This is a genomic window from Xenorhabdus bovienii SS-2004 (assembly GCF_000027225.1).
GTDB lineage: Bacteria > Pseudomonadota > Gammaproteobacteria > Enterobacterales > Enterobacteriaceae > Xenorhabdus > Xenorhabdus bovienii_C.
The window spans coordinates 3,797,014-3,813,232 of the sequence record NC_013892.1; the positions used below are offsets into that span (position 1 = coordinate 3,797,014).

General features: G+C 48.4%; 14 protein-coding genes. 2 read left to right on the forward strand and 12 right to left on the reverse strand.

Going from position 1 to position 16,219, the window contains the following annotated elements; genetic code table 11:
* Nucleotides 1-15: 15 nt before the first annotated feature.
* The gene (gene dusA, locus XBJ1_RS16720; protein ID WP_012990221.1) at nt 16-1,053 is read right to left on the reverse strand and encodes a tRNA dihydrouridine(20/20a) synthase DusA; all 1,038 of its coding nucleotides are present in this window, start codon (nt 1,051-1,053) and stop codon (nt 16-18) included.
* Between the two features lie 87 nt (nt 1,054-1,140).
* Between dusA and XBJ1_RS16725 the strand changes: the two genes are divergently transcribed.
* Nucleotides 1,141-2,250 carry a tyrosine-type recombinase/integrase gene (locus XBJ1_RS16725; RefSeq protein WP_012990222.1) on the forward strand — a complete coding sequence of 370 codons (1,110 nt, stop codon included), beginning with the start codon at nt 1,141-1,143 and terminating at the stop codon, nt 2,248-2,250.
* 483 nt (nt 2,251-2,733) lie between these two features.
* Nucleotides 2,734-3,591 (forward strand): phage tail protein, encoded by an 858-nt coding sequence (locus XBJ1_RS16730; RefSeq protein WP_012988522.1) that lies wholly within the window; start codon nt 2,734-2,736, stop codon nt 3,589-3,591.
* A 156-nt stretch (nt 3,592-3,747) separates the two neighbouring features.
* On the opposite strand, the gene XBJ1_RS22675 is transcribed toward XBJ1_RS16730, so the two are convergent.
* The 11 genes from XBJ1_RS22675 to XBJ1_RS16785 form a co-directional block, all read right to left on the reverse strand.
* Nucleotides 3,748-5,247, reverse strand: coding sequence for a hypothetical protein (locus tag XBJ1_RS22675; RefSeq protein WP_012987786.1), 1,500 nt, complete (start codon nt 5,245-5,247; stop codon nt 3,748-3,750).
* A gap of 50 nt (nt 5,248-5,297) precedes the next feature.
* Nucleotides 5,298-5,960 (reverse strand): hypothetical protein, encoded by a 663-nt coding sequence (locus XBJ1_RS16740; protein WP_012987785.1) that lies wholly within the window; start codon nt 5,958-5,960, stop codon nt 5,298-5,300.
* Between the two features lie 8 nt (nt 5,961-5,968).
* Complete coding sequence (locus tag XBJ1_RS16745) at nt 5,969-6,268, reverse strand: hypothetical protein (RefSeq protein ID WP_012987784.1); 300 nt, start codon at nt 6,266-6,268, stop codon at nt 5,969-5,971.
* Nucleotides 6,265-9,450, reverse strand: a complete 3,186-nt coding sequence (locus tag XBJ1_RS16750; protein WP_012990223.1) for a host specificity protein J — start codon at nt 9,448-9,450, stop codon at nt 6,265-6,267. The genes XBJ1_RS16745 and XBJ1_RS16750 overlap by 4 nt, the downstream gene beginning before the upstream one ends.
* Nucleotides 9,451-9,501: 51 nt before the next feature.
* Entirely contained in the window at nt 9,502-10,077 is a 576-nt protein-coding gene (locus XBJ1_RS16755; RefSeq protein ID WP_012990224.1) for a tail assembly protein, read from the reverse strand.
* A gap of 58 nt (nt 10,078-10,135) precedes the next feature.
* Entirely contained in the window at nt 10,136-10,597 is a 462-nt protein-coding gene (locus tag XBJ1_RS16760; protein ID WP_012990226.1) for a YebO family protein, read from the reverse strand.
* A 69-nt stretch (nt 10,598-10,666) separates the two neighbouring features.
* Nucleotides 10,667-11,368: a C40 family peptidase gene (locus XBJ1_RS16765; RefSeq protein WP_012990227.1), complete on the reverse strand. Its 702-nt coding sequence runs from the start codon at nt 11,366-11,368 to the stop codon at nt 10,667-10,669.
* A 65-nt stretch (nt 11,369-11,433) separates the two neighbouring features.
* A complete protein-coding gene (locus tag XBJ1_RS16770; RefSeq protein ID WP_012990228.1) occupies nt 11,434-11,742 on the reverse strand; it encodes a hypothetical protein in 309 nt (102 codons plus the stop codon).
* Between the two features lie 62 nt (nt 11,743-11,804).
* On the reverse strand, nt 11,805-12,545 hold the full coding sequence (locus XBJ1_RS16775; RefSeq protein ID WP_012990229.1) for a phage minor tail protein L: 741 nt from the start codon (nt 12,543-12,545) through the stop codon (nt 11,805-11,807).
* Between the two features lie 11 nt (nt 12,546-12,556).
* A complete protein-coding gene (locus XBJ1_RS16780) occupies nt 12,557-12,889 on the reverse strand; it encodes a phage tail protein (RefSeq protein WP_012990230.1) in 333 nt (110 codons plus the stop codon).
* Nucleotides 12,886-16,194 (reverse strand): phage tail tape measure protein, encoded by a 3,309-nt coding sequence (locus XBJ1_RS16785; protein ID WP_012990231.1) that lies wholly within the window; start codon nt 16,192-16,194, stop codon nt 12,886-12,888. The genes XBJ1_RS16780 and XBJ1_RS16785 overlap by 4 nt, the downstream gene beginning before the upstream one ends.
* Nucleotides 16,195-16,219 lie beyond the last annotated feature (25 nt).

Below are 16,219 nucleotides of genomic sequence, written 5' to 3' on the forward strand. Positions count from 1 at the left end.
AAATGGCAGAGCGGATCACATCCGCTCAGTCACCATCTCCAGTGCTTTTTCCACCACCATAATATCAGCACCGGCCTTATGGGCATTCTCACTCAAGTGGCGGCGCCACTGACGCGCACCGGGAATTCCCTGAAAAATTCCCAAGATATGGCGGGTGATGTGCCCCAGATAGGTGCCTTTTGACAATTCCCGTTCGATATAAGGATAAAGCGCCTTAATCGCATTAATGGTGTTCACCACCAATGCCGTTTCATTAAACAACTCACGATCAACATGCGCCAGAATAGAGGGATTTTGGTAGGCTTCCCGTCCAATCATCACGCCATCCACATACTGTAAGTGCTGCTTTGCTTCTTCGAGTGATTTAATGCCACCGTTAATGGAAAGAGTTAATTGTGGGAAATCTTTTTTCAATTGGTAAACCCGTGGATAATCCAATGGTGGAATTTCACGGTTTTCCTTTGGACTCAGACCCGATAGCCAAGCCTTACGTGCATGGATAATAAAATTATCGCAATCACTGTTTTTCACGACTGTATCAATGAAATCACACAAGAATTCGTAACTGTCCTGTTCATCAATGCCGATACGGGTTTTAACCGTGACAGGAATATCCACAACATCCTGCATAGCCTTAATGCCGTCTGCCACCAATTTGGCTTCCCCCATCAAGCAAGCACCAAAGCGGCCATTTTGCACCCGATCAGAAGGACAACCAACGTTCAAATTGATTTCATCGTAACCTCGCTCCTGCGCGATCTTAGCACACTGCGCCAACGCCTGGGGTTCACTGCCGCCCAACTGCAATGCCAGCGGATGCTCCTCCTCGTTATACGTTAGGTAATTCCCTTTACCATGAATAATGGCACCCGTTGTCACCATCTCAGTGTAAAGCAAAGCTTCCTTACTCAACAGACGATGGAAGTAACGGCAATGACGATCAGTCCAATCTAACATGGGGGCAACGGAGAAACGAGAAGACTTGAATTTACCAGCACTCGTTGATATGGCAGTGAATTCACTATGTTTTTGTATATGTGTATTTTCGTGCATTTAAGGTTATTTTAGGCTATTTTTGGATTATTGGCACCCCATATAGAACCCCATTAATATGGGGACCTGAACAGGAGAGCATCAAAGATGGCCTACTATAGCATAGAAAAGCGCCCTCGCGCAGATGGCACCACCCGCTATCGCTGCACCGTTGGCGTTAAATCTGGTGGTAAATATATTTACAGAGAAAACCGCACATTTGGGAAGCAGTCCCACGCCAAAACATGGGGTGCTATGCGGGTTGCTGAACTGGAACAAAACGGGGTTCCTACGCAAAACGATACCGAAGAGTTGACAGTTGGTGAGCTGCTATATAAATACATCAATGACCCAAATCTAGGCGTGAAAGCAGGAAGAACTAAAAAGTATGTATTAAACATGCTTCTAGATAGTGATTTAGCAAAATTAACCCTAACTGAACTTTCAGTTAGTCACATTATCGAATATTGCAAGCAAAGGCATTCTACTGGTATCACTCCCTCAACCATCAATCATGATGTCAGCTATTTAACGTCAGTATTAAAATCAGCCAAGCCAATCTATAACATAGATTATGTCTCAAATCCCGCATATGAAGCACGCCCTTTGTTAATTCAAATGGGGCTTATAGGAAAGTCTCAACGCCGTAGCAGGAGGCCAGTGCAAGATGAAATTGACAATCTCATTGAAGGATTGCGCAAGCGCAGTAGTCATAGAGAGGGAAAAATACCCTATGAAGACATTTTGAATTTCTCCATTCTTAGCTGCATGCGCATAGGGGAGGTATGCAAAATAAGATGGGATGATATAGATGAGAAGCAAAGATCTGTCATAGTCAGGGACAGGAAAGACCCAAGAAAGAAAACAGGTAATCACATGTCTGTTCCTCTACTGGGAAATGCATGGGAAATAGTTCAGCGGCAACCAAAAACGAGTGAATGGATATTTCCCTACAATTCCAAAAGTGTAACTGTGGGGTTTCAGTGCGTCCGTAATGCTCTGGGTATTCAAGATTTACGTTATCACGATCTACGCAGGGAAGGAGCAAGTCGATTATTTGAGGCTGGCTTTTCTATTGAAGAAGTTGCTCAGGTTACTGGACACCGATCTCTCAATGTATTGTGGCAGGTATACACAGAACTGTACCCGCAATCATTGCATGATAAGTTTAATAGACTGATGCAGCAGAAAGAGAATGATTCCACCTCGACCATCTAAAGAAAAGCGCGAGATTGTGGAACTGCGGGAAAGAAGCTACTGTCACTATAGGGCAGAAATCTGCCCTTTAGCATATGGGGTATCTGCACAAACAAAAGGTATTGAGGAAATCCCAATACCCTCACCCGTGAGTATAAAACCAAAGTAGGCATTCCGTTTGAAACGGAAGGATTGAATTAAAAGGTGAAAAATTCCCACCTTTAGATAACTTGTTGATTTTGCTTATTTCCGGCATGGGGCGGGAATTTAATTAAATCAAGAGGTTAAATTAAAGGGGAGGATTGTCCCCTTTAAACTCATAGTCTTATCAGTCAGCCATAGGCAAATAGATTTTGTTAATGTCCCACCAACCATTCCATGCCATCCTAATCAGAAGTTCTCTCCAGTATTGATGAACCTTTTTATTGATGTTCACCGGCGGAGAAGTAACCCGCCTTCATGTTTTTTAGCAATGTTATTGTTGATTAAATGAGGGAATAAATTATGCAAGATAAAAAGCCTGATGTGCCTGTCTCAGAAGATAGCAATCTCGTTATTGTTACAACACCGGAATATGTCAAAGATTCAATCAAAGAAGCCATTGCAGCACACGCCACAAGCCGTAACCATCCTTATGCAACTCAGGCAGAACCGGGATTTGTCACTTTAAATAATGAAGTCAATAGCGATAGTGAGTTAACCGTCGCAACCTCTAAAGCAGTAAAAACGGCATATGACCTCGCCAATACAGCCAATCAGAATACCAAGAGTGCAAACGAGAGCGCTGATAACGCAAATGATAATGCCAATACTCGCTTAGCAAAAGACCAGAACGGAGCCGATATTCCTAATAAGGAAGAATTTGTTAAAAACCTCGGATTAGAGCCAAGGATGGAAGGATTGGCTTTACCTGTTGGCGTCCCCGTTCCTTGGCCAACAGAGAGCCCACCTGAAGGCTGGTTGATATGCAACGGTGATTCATTTGATAAAGTAAGATATCCAAAACTTGCTATTGCTTATCCATCTGGAAAATTACCTGATTTAAGATCTGAGTTTATTCGCGGTGCAGATGCAGGACGTGGAATTGATCCAACTATTAATGTGTTATCCGCAAAGCCCAGCCAAATCCAATCACACACACATGATTATCGTGACCGATATTATAGCGAGAACAGTGGCTCTATTGATGGTGCTACAAACTGGGAGTGGCAACCTGATGGGTATAACAATTCCCTAGGTTCAGGTAGAACGGATAATGACAATAACACATTTCTGTATTATAACGGCACGACCAGCAGCACTGGTGGAACTGAAACACACCCTCGCTATATCGCATTTTTATACATAGTAAGAGCCGCTTAAGGCGATGCATATACAACTCATACCAACCCGCACCTTCCTGCGGGTTTATTGCCATGCTTCGGCTTTTCATCTCAAATCCCACACCAAGCCCACCCACCAGTTTACCGCCCACAATTTCCCCAATCCACCCAACTACCCGCTAATCTCCCCTATTGGCTATTTATTGACGGCTGACGTGACGCCGTACTCCTGCTGAGGATCAGATGCCAATACCTGTTTCTGGTTCCAGATAGAATCCTCCGGCATCTGGACGCGGACGTCTAATCGGGTGCCGGCTGGTAAATCACAGGGTTCATCATCCGTGTAATAAGCCGGCTCATCCACTGACTTCATGCGCCTGTTCTGTAATCGGGCAGGCATATGCGCGTTCTGTCTGTGTGTGACTTTGATTTCAATAGCCCCATCCGGCAGCACTTTATCATCAACATACACTAACTCATTGCCATTGACGTCACGGGGAACGCTGATACCGCCATGAACACCCCATGCACCGTCTGAGTTATAGCCAAGGATGCCGGATAGTTTGTAGTGACCGAGGCCGAGTCTGGTGACTGTCGCCCCTTCGGATTCGTCGTTAGTGGTAAAGGTGCCATCGGGGTAGATTTGGATGATGGGGGAGGCTTTCTTGAGATAACCGCTACCGTCAAAGGTCGTGTTTTTGGTCGTAATAAACTCAATTTTATCATCCCATTTGCCATAGCGTCTTCGCCTATAATACAGGGGGACGGAGCCTAAATCGCCACCAATAATGATATTGAATTCATCATCACTGAATAAAGATACTGCTATCTGTGTATACGAATCTGTCCATGAAACAGATGAATTGGCATTGCTGTTAAAAAATCCTATTGTTTTGATTTTGTTAAACCCAGATAAATATTCACTGGTTGCGGAAACATATGATTTCCATTTTGTCCACTGATTACCACTCCGATAACGACTAGCCAACCCTGTATCATCCACCTGAATTTGTGCGATCATTCCTGTGTTATCCATACCGCCACCACGAGTCATGGCCATAATGGGGGCGTATTCGTTCCAGAAGTTTTTTGCACTACTGCCCCCTCCTGCATACCAGCCAGCCTCAGCCAACGTATTTGCATCCGTAAAGGTCTTCGCTGTTGATGGCGTTGCGCCCACACCGAAATCCCCCACTTTCAACGTTCCCGCTAAACCCAGGTTTTTCACAAACTCCGGCTTATTCGGAATATCTGCCCCGTTCTGCTCCTTAACCAGTTTCCCTTCCACCGCCGTCTGCAATGCCCGGATGGAGTCCAGCGTGACTTTCTGCCCGTTCGGCATCTCCACTTCGACCTTGCCGCTTTCACTCATCCACCGGTCCATGTTTTGCAGGAACAAGATGATATAGGCGTTAATGGCGCATATATGCCGGACACCATCGGAAACCGTATCGGGAACGGTGGTTGAGATAACATAGTTTGCATTATCAAGGTTGACCGAGGGTGCAAAGGCCAGCACCAGTTCCGTGTCTGAATTCACCGACCGGATGACATTCTGAATCACCGTATTACCGGATTGAATGGAGATAATCTGGCCTGCGGCAATGCCGTTAATATTGGATTTCCATTGGGTGCCCGTTCCCCGGACAATAGCCGAGCCTGACACGATATTTGTTGTGCCGTCTGAGTAGATCATAATAATTTCCTGAAAATAGGATGCAAAAAAAACGCAGTTACGCGGTTCGGTTAATCGTAGAGCGTGCAATCAATATAAGGGCTGGTCAGGTTCCATGTTCGTTCACTGATAATCCAGTTCGTCTCACCGTCTGCCACGCGCGCCATTAGCCGGGTATTGTGTCCATCAAACGCAGTGGAAAATGAAGTTTCGTTATCCCGGGTTCGTGTATCATCGGGCGTATCATATTTGGACAGTATCCAACCCGTTTTCTGCATTAATATGCCTTTTTTCCCTTGCACCACAGTTTCTTTGCTGCTGTGGGAACTGAGTTCCCCTTCGATACTCAAAGGCCTTGTATCGCTGGTAATGACACATTTTCCTGCTTCGTCCCAGACAGCAATTCCCCAATCCGGGACAGGCTGGGGATAAACCAGAGTGAACAGATAAATCTCACACAAGATCGAAGTCTCAGTGCCACTCTCGCCCCGGGTTATCTCAATACCCCATTCCGAACCGCCCCCGAACATGACCCCATAAGGTGCATACCAGACATTGCTGGTGTGAGCACACATAAACGCCATGCAGGGTTGTTTCGTGCTGATACCCGTTTCTATCCGCTTCACGTATCTGTCAGTCCAGACCGATTCTTTTCTCACAAAAGAAAGGGGGGTCGTTTTGGGTGTCCACCACGGAACACCGTTACCCGTTGTTAAAAATGCACCCCAATCCATATATCACCTCACGCAGTGTAGTAAGCAATCAGCCATCCCTCAACGGCGTCGTCGTTGCCATCCGAAATGATGATTTGATTATCCTTTACCAAAAATTGACGTTTTTTATCTACCTGGTATCCCCGGTCAGTACAAAGAAAGACATAAGAAAGCCGCAATCCTTCATTCATCGGCTCCCGGGGGACAGTGAGCGCACCTGTCGTCTGCCCGCTCTCCAGCTTCATAAAGCCAGCATAAAGAAAGGGGCGAATGCCGGTATTACGCTGCCGCCCCTGTTCATCCCAGACCCCAAACCCGTAATCACTCATCGTCGAAATTGTCCTATATAGCCCATGGCCGCCCGAACCCGTCCGCTGGGGTCATAGCAGGCTATCGCCCCGTTTGCCCAACGCAATCCCGCCCGAACCCGCATGTCGTTAAATTCAAAAGCGCCGGTCGCCGCATTAATCAAAAAGCCCGCCTGATACTGCACGTAATTTTTAGATCTGATGGCATCAGACAGGATAGCCTCCCGCATTAAGGCCTGATCAATAAACGCCTGCCGAATAAAAAGCTGCCCGTTCTTAGCCGCCATAAAGGGTTCCATCTTGCCGCTGGCCGGATTGAACCAGACGAAGTTGTTAGCGTTAAAGCCGATATTGGTATGCACTTCGCCATTCTTCACCTCAGCCCCTATCACCATCCCGGCTTTATAGAGCTGGCCTTTGTACTTCACCCCGGCTTCAATCTCTTTGAGGGCATAGCCGTTACCGTCAATATCAAAGACCACTGTCGCCTTTGTCTTTACAGCCGCCGCATTCTCCCCGACATCGGCCTGCACCTTTTCCATCTTCTCCGCAAAGGCTTCCCGGTCGGTCACCTGCGTGGTTTTGACTTCCAGTATTTCGGCTCGCATATTGCCGTTTACTTGCAACTGTCGCTGAACAACTGCCCCTGTCAATGCGGCGTTCTCCATGATGGCTTCGGAGTTAAAGTCCATTTGAGACTGCAACCGTTGTCCTGCTTTGTTGGAAAGAAATTCCTTACCGGCTGCATCAATGATCCAGTTCGTATCCGAAGACGACTCCCCACGAATGAACGCCGTCCACGGGGATTGATTGCCGGATTTATCCACCAGACGCGCACGGAAATAAAATGCAACGCCTGCCGCCAGCCCCTGCATCGTGTGCATTCGCTGGGGATAGGGAATATCGGCCAGCAACAGTAAACCCTCACCGTCATTCGTCCTGCTGTACTGGATTTCAGTTTTCAGTGTGTCGTCGGTCTGGGGCGCAAAACCCCAGTCAATCTGGATACCGAAGATGATCGGGGTTGTTCTGAACCCCAGCGGTGCCGGAGGGTTGCCCTCCTTGCCTTTTAAACGGGTTTCCGGTGCATTCGCCCAGAGACTGGATATCTCAGCGGCATTGATCGCCCGTACTCTCGCCTGATAGCGTCCGGCGTAGATATTGGGCACTTCAAAGCCCTGCGTCGAGGTGCGGGGTGCGGATATCCAGTTGCCATTATCCCGTCGCCATTCAGCTTCATACGCGATCGCACTCTCGGCTGCATCCCAAGTGACTCTCAGTGTCGTGATGGCAATCCCCTGATTGACCACCGAATAACTGCTGATACCGACATTTTTCGGCGGCGGCTGAACTCCGGGCGGAATAACGGAAATGGGGCGCACGTCTATTCGGGTGCCGGTGTCGATATGGTCATATTTATCAGGGTTATGCTCAATGGCGGTGATATCGAATGACACGCCGTCCTCACCCTCTTTAATGCCGGTCACCCTGAATTGCTGGACAGCCAAATCCGAGGCATCAATCGCCCAGACATTTTCAGTGGCGGGTAGCTCGGAGTATTCCGTGGTTACTGTGATTGTCTGCCCATTGACAGCCTGAATCGTGCGCCCTTCCGCTTTGCCAGACGGCAGGTTCAGGATTAACCGCTCACCGACCTTCGCAGACGATACCCTGTCGAGGGTAATATTGCGCCCGTCCACCGCACTGATACGGCCACCCAGCACACGGCCGGAAAACATTTCATCCGCCACCCCGATAATATAGCCGGGCAAGGGGAGCTTTCCATCCAATCCCACCGCAAACGACACCATCCGGTCATATTCATTGGTGTGCAGTACCCATTTCCCGCGCCGTATCGCCTCACTCTGGCGGGTACAGCCAATCGCGGTGATATCGGCCTGTTTAACCCCGAATCGGCGTATCAGGCGGTTTTCGAAGACGGGTTCTATGGCATCCTGATAGCCGTTCTGTGGATCTGACCAGCTCACCATTGCGGTAGAGTAATGAGTTTTCTCGCTGGCACTGGCATAGGTAAACTTACCGTCACGGACATTGGCACGGGTATAGATATAATCCATATCGCGCGGCATATCGGCCAGCGCATTCATGTTGTTGTTTGCCCAGAAGGTCATGCCCCGAAAGATACCGGCAATGTCACGCAAAACTGTCCATGCGTCCTCTTGTGACTGGATATACACATTGCAGGTAAATCTCGGCTCCTGACCGCCCTTACCATCAGGCACAGGCTGATCACAATACTGGGCGATACGGTACAAATCCCATTTTGCCAGCGCGAGGTTTTCAGCTTTCACCCGTGCGCCGATACTGAACCGGTCATTAATCATCAGGTCATACAGTACCCACGCCGGATTATCTGTCCATGCCCATTTAAATGACCCGTCCCAGACACCGGAATAATGGCGGCTCTCAGGGTCATAGTTGGCCGGAACGCGGATAATGCGCATCTTCGGCTCACAGGATATCTGGGGAATGTTGCGGAACTGTTTGGCATCAAACTGAACAAAGAGTAAGGCGGTTTCGGGGTAGCTCAGTTTGGCGTCAATCACCTCGGTGATCGCCTCTACCACCATCGTGTCAAATATGCGGACGCTGGTCTGTTTGGGGGTCAGGCGACGAATGCGAACCATCCAACCCGTCATCGCTTTCGGTAAATCAATGCGGTGTGACCTTGGGTATTTGGTTGTCGTCTTACCATCGGCAGCTGTCTTCAAAACTTCCTGATACGCCCCGCCATCGGTCGCCACATCTATCGCGTAGTCAATGACATAGCCGACCGTATCCCCATTGTCTTCTTTCTGTTCCTGTAATGGCCCCCACAAAAGCCGGATGCGAACCGCCGACAATTGGGTATTGGTCACAGATCGCACCCATGACTCAACTAACTCCGTGCCAACCGTAATATCATTCTCTACGGCAGGCATCCCCTTAATGTAATCCTGATGGGGCGTACCGGGGCGAAATTCCCATTTTAATCCTGTAAAGTTTGCCTGACCATCAGGACCAATAATCGGCGTGTTATCCACAAAGATATTGGTGCCGTCCAGACCCCCTGCAAACTCCCCTTCACCGAGTGCCAGTAAGATTTTGGCGTAAGAGGTCGATTGTAACGAATCCGGCGACTCGACCGGAGTGCGTGGACTTTCACCGCCGCCCTTACTGCCCTGAATAAGATGATTAGCCATATTTCACCCATAAAAAAAGCCGCCGCAGCGACCGGTTAAGACTATTGACGTCTATTGCTGATCTTCGGCATAGATACCCGCCGAGATAATGGCACCGCCTATTCTGCGTCTGCCGTACCCAATGGGAACCGGATTTCCCTGTGCGATGGAGTTGACTGGCCCACCAAACGCATAACTGGGTTTATTGTCGGGATCTTCCCGTCGAGCCAGTCCGCCCGGCATCGGTGATAACATCTGGACTACGCCCCCCAGCATCATGGAGACCCCGGACATCACGAGCGGAACCCCATACGGCGTTGCCCATGCAAATACCCCGGCCACCACCATCACTGCACCGAGAATAGTCTGGAAGATACCCGCCTTTTTGCTGCCAATGATCACCGGTACAATCCGAATGTCGCCCTCACCGGATAATTCCAGTTCATCACGGCTGATATTGCGTTTTCCGATGAATACGGCAAAAGTCAGCCCGCGCTCTTTAGCGGTTAACAGAAACTTTTCGAAGCCGTCAATAATGACAGACAGCGCCCTGATAGCCTCTATGGGGGATGAGACTGCCAGCTTATACTCTCGTCCGAATTGGGGTATCAGCACGCCAGAAAGCCGTATTGTTCGTAGTGTATTCATGAATTTACTCCATAAAAAAACCCTCCGAAGAGGGTTGATATTAAAGAATACCTGATATCTATTTTAGCCTTTCTTTATAAACATTCAGAAAAGACATTCTCTGATTTTCATTTAATTCAGACGATAACCTGTTAATCTCGGATTGAAACGCTTTCCTAGCCGAAAATATAGATAAATTTTTAGTTTCAATTTCTTCCATGAATTTCTTATATAGCTTTGCCATCTTCTCAACATTTGAATGATTAACGTACCCACTTTTGGACACCACATCACTAGATTGTAATTTTTTTAATTCATTCAAATAAAATGAACTAATATCTGAGTTTCCTTTATCACCAGATAACAATTCATTTTGTACTTTTAATTCTTGTAGTATTTTTTTCTGGATATCCAGTAATTCATTGGCTCTGGTTGCATACCGCATTATAAAAAAACTGATAGTGAATCCTATTAATGCACTAATTACTAATATAAACAAAATTCCTGCAAGTGAAAGTCCCGGATCGTAATGACTGTACATACACCCTCTCAATTTGTCCTATTTGCATAATAATGAGTGTAATCATTTAGAAACGAAAACCAAGCTATTTCATTTTATATAACGTAAAATGATGACCGTTCTCTCTTGCCAATATCCACTGTAAGACACTCGGTTGCTAAGCTGCCCATACATATGGTGGATCATCAGCCCATCACCGATATACACTCCGGCGTGGTTAGGTTCGTTGGCCTGTACCTGCATGATGATCACATCACCCATCTGCAAGTCACCACTGCATTCGATGAAGCCTGCTGAAACATAGTTCTTCATATACAAGTTTTCGCCACGCTCCCACCAGCCATTTGAGCGCTCAAAATCAGGGAGTTCAATATTGCGTTCCAGCCGATACCAATCACGGACAATGGCGTAACAATCCCAGATACCATGGACGAACGGGCGACCCAGCAAGGGCTTAATCCCCTCAGTCGGCATAATGGTACGAATATCACCCTCCGGCCATGAGACAATAATCCACGGCACTTGTGACAGGTCACATTGGGCAATATCTAACTGGCTGGGTTGTGTCGTGGCATCGGGGTGACTGTGGACAATGGCTATAATAGTGCCGGCATCCTCAGCCTCAGCGTAATCTTCCGGGTGCATACTGAACTGCTCTGTCGGAGACGGTGCGGTATTACGGCAACGGATATAGTGCTGTTTGCGACTATTTTGAATCACCAGACCACAGCATTCTTTTGGATATTCTGCTTTGGCATGATCCATGATAGCTTGAGTAATATGTGGGCGCATAGAGGCTCTCTGGGTAATAAAAAACCCAGCTGGGGCTGGGCTGATTTGCTTGTTCGAGATAGTGACTAAGAGCGAGTCTGAGATTTCTGTATGTCTTCATTTTCTTTCAGTTTTTTTTCTAATTGTTTTGCGTACTTCTCCAAATTGTGCATATCACATTTCGCTTTTTTGAGATATACCTCTACTTCACCTTTGCTGTATTGCTGTAATTCACTGGCAGATTTAACTGGGGTAGTTTTTGTTCTTTGAATTAATTCACTCAATCCCTTTTCTGAATACTTGGGGCATCCTTCATACCAATACTCTTTCTGAGCCATCGCATATGAAGATGAAAATAACAACACCGCAAAAACAAAAAGTGAACGATATTTCATACCATTATCCCATCCGCAATAAGTTAGATTGGTTATCATATCACCTATTTATCAGCAAATAATCACCGCCTTAACAACGCTGAACCGGGGAAGCCACCAAACGGAAGCTGATTGCCTTTCCCGAAGCGCAGCTCGCATCCTGTTGACAATAATCCAGAGCAGGCATCTCGTGATGGATCATCGGTTGGGTTCCCGTCCTCATCAAAATACCGATCACCGGTATAGTTACAGGGGGATTTGCGATATAACCCGCGCATACACCATGTACACAGACCATGAATCTGACGGGTCGGTATTCGTATCCCTTGCAGATCAGCCGGGGAAGACAAGGCAAAATGAATCTCTGTATTGTTTTCATGCGTCTTACTGTCAATATAGTAGACGTCTATTTTTTCCTGTGTAGGATCGGCTTCTGGGTTGCCATCGGCAAAATTACGGGCATCCAGATAATGCGCAAAGGTCATACGGATGGTGACACGCGCCTGCGCCATATTCTGATACGCCAGACACATGGCGCTGATAGTACTATCGAGATTGGCCACACTGAGTGTGGGTGAGGCGGCACTGCCATCACTACTAACCCCCAATCCTTCAATTTTGACAGGCCACGGCTTATACTCCTGCCCTTGCCACCAGATAGATTTCATCGGTAACTGATCAGCGCTTTCCAGTTCATCTTCTGTGTAGGGAATAGGGTGATTGTGAAAATACAGTTCTGGCCCACCAAAGGCTGAGCCATCGACCGAAAATAACAGGACTTTATTCCCCGGCTCAAGGCGCTGGAGATCTGAATTGATTGTCATAGAGAAACCTTCTACGGATGATAAACGCGGGTGAACGTGACGGATAACGTGAAATAAGCCCCACTGGCCTGTATATTGAATTTTCCGGCCTGATACAGTCCCAACTCAGATAGCGGGTTACGCCACTTGAACGAGCGCCAGCCCTGATGCTCCCGCAGAAAATCCATAATGGGCGCTATTTCTGACAGGACACCCACAAATGACAGCGGCCAACTCTCCCGCTGTGAGTTGATCCCATCGCCTGATGTTTGCTTATACCCATCACCGAACTGAACGGAACGTACCACGGGTTCAAACTCGCCAGCGGCACCCACTCGTGCGGGAAAATCGAATGTTTTTATCATCTTCTGCCTCCTTTGATGGCCACATTTAAATCACCGCCCTGACCTAAACTTTTATGCAGTAATGATTTGAATCGCTGATCGACAAATTTCGCAATATCCTGACCCGCTGATTCAAATCCGCTGGTTGTTTTCACTTCACTGTTCTTCTCTGGATGCACTACGATATCAACCTTGATGGTCGTTTGATTACCCGTGCCGCCTGCTGCACGAACACCGAGAGCACCATCAGGTCCCCGTTTTAATGGCAGAATAGCCTCCGGTCCCGCCTCCCCCATCAACCCCGCGCCATGGGCAAATTTAAATAATGTGGGATTACTCACAACCTGCCCACTGTAAGCACTGAGACTTGGGGAGGAAAGAACACCCCCTTTAGCAAAAGCTTTGATATTCTTGGGCAGCATCGGCACAGCCTGACCGTTCGCCAGTGTTGTTTCACCGCCACCCGTGCCCCCGAAAAACCCCGAGACCGCCTTGGTGATCAGTGCCTGCATCGCAATACGAACCAGATCCTGAATGATGGATTGTGCCAGTGATGCCGACAGTTCTTTCATGGATTCAGAGAAGGACTTTGTGCCCATCAGCATCCCGGTTAAGGCGTTCCCTGTCCGCTGTTCTACCACATCCAGCAGGTTCATTTGCATTGCCTGAAAGTCACCCTGAGAAGCATAAAGCTCTTTGGAAGCCGCAAACTGCGATTCCTTGGACTTATTCGTAGCCGCAGCCACCAGTGCCTCATGGCGCTCTCTGCTGATAAGCCCATTGCGATAATAGGCATCGTACAGCGCGGTTTGCTGTGTGAGCTGGTTTTGTAGTTGAATGACAGGATCAACTTCCCCGACCATATCAAGGCGGGGAGCCGCCAGCCCTTTAGCCTGTTCCGCCAGCTTTTCTTTAACCGAAGTCTGGTACAACGTTTTACTGGCTGACAGGTATTCCTGCTCGGTCAGTAACCGGGCATCATAAATGGCCTTGAGTTCCTGACTGGCTTCTTTTTCCTGACGGGTCAGGGCTTTTGCCGGGGCGTATTTCTCAGCCAGCTCTATACGTTGCTTCTGGTGGTTTTCGGCATTGAGGTTTTTTAGGCGTAACAATTCATTTTGGGAAACCAGACCCGACTTACCGACCTCAATGAGTTTCCCCTGAATTTCTCGCTCACTGAGAATAATGCGCTCTAAGCTGGTTGTATGGGCTTGCTCAATTTCCTTGCGCAATTGCTGATATTGATTAAGAACCTGTTTCCCTTTTTTATCGCCTTTATCATTGCCGCCCGCTCCTTCTCCTGTCCATGGGTTGTTGTTACCGCCTTCGGGTTTAGGGGGAGAGGGAGGCGGTACGTCAAATTTTCCTACAGAAAAGGTTTGCTCTCCATTCTTTATTGCTTCTTGCATTTGCTTTATTGACGCATAAGTATCTTCCAGCTTGCTCAGTGTTTCATTTCTTCCTTTAAGGAGAGTTTTAGAGCTTCGGTTAAAAAGACGACCAAATGCATTCTTTTCATGAGACTTGGCGAGATTAATTTTGATATTAGAATACCCCCCCATCTTACTTTCTAACTGTTTTTTCTCGCCCTGTAGTTTCTCTAGTTTTTCCTTCCAGTCATCAATCTTTAGCTGAACCTTAACCTTGGAAAGCCTTTGCAGCTCTTCAACAGTTTCAATCGTGGTGTCTTTTAATTGCCTCAGCCCCTCTCTCGTTTGGACGCTGTGGTTATACAGACCATACAGGGCAGAGCCTGCCAGTATCGCGGCACCGAATGAGCCGCCCAGTAGGGACAGTGCCCCGCTGGCTCCCGCCGCAGCGCCCGACATGAGGCGGGTCGAATAGGATAATTTACGGTTAGCCTCCGCCAGTTGCTTTTTTGCCGAGGTTTCCGTAATGATTGATTCCCTGATTTTACGGCTATTGGCGATATAATCCTTTTGATAATTAACATAAACGCCATTCTGCTTATTGATCACACTTTGCGTGGCCATCCATTGGCTTTGCTGGGCGGCTCGCTCACGTTCTGCCCTCGCGGATTCAATCGTGCGCTTAGCGGTTTCTGCCTGCTGTTTAGCGGCGTCACGGGTGGCTTTTTCCGTCGCTTTCCATGCGCTGACATTTTCCCGTAACCCCGCGGTCAGTTTAGTCGCCATAACAGGGATCAGGGTATGCAGGGCAACGGTAGCCACCATATTGAAGTTTTCTGACAGGCCATTGATGGCACTCGTTGCCCCCTGAATGCCCGAGCGCAAGGGGCCATCTGCACTGCTCCCTACCTTAACCGCCAGCCCTTCAAAGGCGCTGCTTAAAACATCCAGATCGGCACTGAGGTTATTGGCGCGGGTTGAGGCCTGTTCATACGCGACCTGCGTCCCGGTCAGTGACTGTTTTAGCTCCTCCAGCTTGCCTCTTCCCACGACTAATTTTGACGCGGCGCTGACATTGGCGCGCCCGAACAATTTGGCCGCCTCTGCCGTGGACAGCTTCTTGCTTTTCAGGTGATCCAGTGCCGCCCCCAGTCCCACCACAGACGGCTTGAGTTTTTTATCCGTGGATTTCTCCAGCGCCAGTATGACGTTACGGATAGCCGTACCCGCCTCTGCGCCTTTGATCCCCCCGGCGGCCAGTATCTGAATGACGGCATTCAGCTCTTCAAAACTGACTGAGGCCTGTGCCGCCATTGTGCCGCCGTTTTTAATGGCCTGCGCGGTTTCATTGATTTCGGATGAGCCGTATTTAGCCCCCGCTGCCAACACGTTGATATAACGGTCAGCCTGCTCTGCGGAGGCGCCAAACTGGTTCAATGATAAAGCCAGTGCCTTGGTCGCTTCCGGTAATTCGATACCTGACGCCTGCGCCAATATCACCGACTTTTCCGTCGCCTGTACCAATGCCTCGGTGCTTTTCAGCAGTTCCGGCTTGGCGGAGGCCATCAGTTTCAGCGCGGTGGCAATACGGGTTGCCCCAAATTCCGTGGTTCTGCCTAACTGCTGCGCGGCGTCATCCAGTGTCTTCAACTGCGCCCCCGTCGCCCCCGTAATGGCGGACAGATCAGAGAGCGCCTGTCCGTATTTACGGGTCGTATTGATAATAGACCCCAGCGAAAAGCCCACCCCGGACAGCAGCGCCAACTGACCGCCTACGGATTTAATCGACTTGCCCAGCGAGTGGTAAGCCGACTCGGCCTTCTTCGCGTCAGACTTCGCCTTACCGGAAAATTTTTCCGATTCCCGTCCGGCGTGACGATAGGCCTCCGTAATCTGCGACCTGAACGAGACGGCATTGACCAGCAGGCCAACGGTTAACGTCGATAAATTTGCCATAATTTAACCTAATAATTTCATGACC

What these genes read in the sequence shown, in the direction of transcription:
- XBJ1_RS16780 (WP_012990230.1), bottom strand. Translation starts at nt 12,889, where the DNA reads ATGATAAAAACATTCGATTTTCCCGCACGAGTGGGTGCCGCTGGCGAG.
- XBJ1_RS16770 (WP_012990228.1), bottom strand. Translation starts at nt 11,742, where the DNA reads ATGAAATATCGTTCACTTTTTGTTTTTGCGGTGTTGTTATTTTCATCT.
- dusA (WP_012990221.1), bottom strand. Translation starts at nt 1,053, where the DNA reads ATGCACGAAAATACACATATACAAAAACATAGTGAATTCACTGCCATA.
- XBJ1_RS16725 (WP_012990222.1), top strand. Translation starts at nt 1,141, where the DNA reads ATGGCCTACTATAGCATAGAAAAGCGCCCTCGCGCAGATGGCACCACC.
- XBJ1_RS22675 (WP_012987786.1), bottom strand. Translation starts at nt 5,247, where the DNA reads ATGATCTACTCAGACGGCACAACAAATATCGTGTCAGGCTCGGCTATT.
- XBJ1_RS16765 (WP_012990227.1), bottom strand. Translation starts at nt 11,368, where the DNA reads ATGCGCCCACATATTACTCAAGCTATCATGGATCATGCCAAAGCAGAA.
- XBJ1_RS16785 (WP_012990231.1), bottom strand. Translation starts at nt 16,194, where the DNA reads ATGGCAAATTTATCGACGTTAACCGTTGGCCTGCTGGTCAATGCCGTC.
- XBJ1_RS16755 (WP_012990224.1), bottom strand. Translation starts at nt 10,077, where the DNA reads ATGAATACACTACGAACAATACGGCTTTCTGGCGTGCTGATACCCCAA.
- XBJ1_RS16745 (WP_012987784.1), bottom strand. Translation starts at nt 6,268, where the DNA reads ATGAGTGATTACGGGTTTGGGGTCTGGGATGAACAGGGGCGGCAGCGT.
- XBJ1_RS16730 (WP_012988522.1), top strand. Translation starts at nt 2,734, where the DNA reads ATGCAAGATAAAAAGCCTGATGTGCCTGTCTCAGAAGATAGCAATCTC.
- XBJ1_RS16760 (WP_012990226.1), bottom strand. Translation starts at nt 10,597, where the DNA reads ATGTACAGTCATTACGATCCGGGACTTTCACTTGCAGGAATTTTGTTT.
- XBJ1_RS16750 (WP_012990223.1), bottom strand. Translation starts at nt 9,450, where the DNA reads ATGGCTAATCATCTTATTCAGGGCAGTAAGGGCGGCGGTGAAAGTCCA.
- XBJ1_RS16740 (WP_012987785.1), bottom strand. Translation starts at nt 5,960, where the DNA reads ATGGATTGGGGTGCATTTTTAACAACGGGTAACGGTGTTCCGTGGTGG.
- XBJ1_RS16775 (WP_012990229.1), bottom strand. Translation starts at nt 12,545, where the DNA reads ATGACAATCAATTCAGATCTCCAGCGCCTTGAGCCGGGGAATAAAGTC.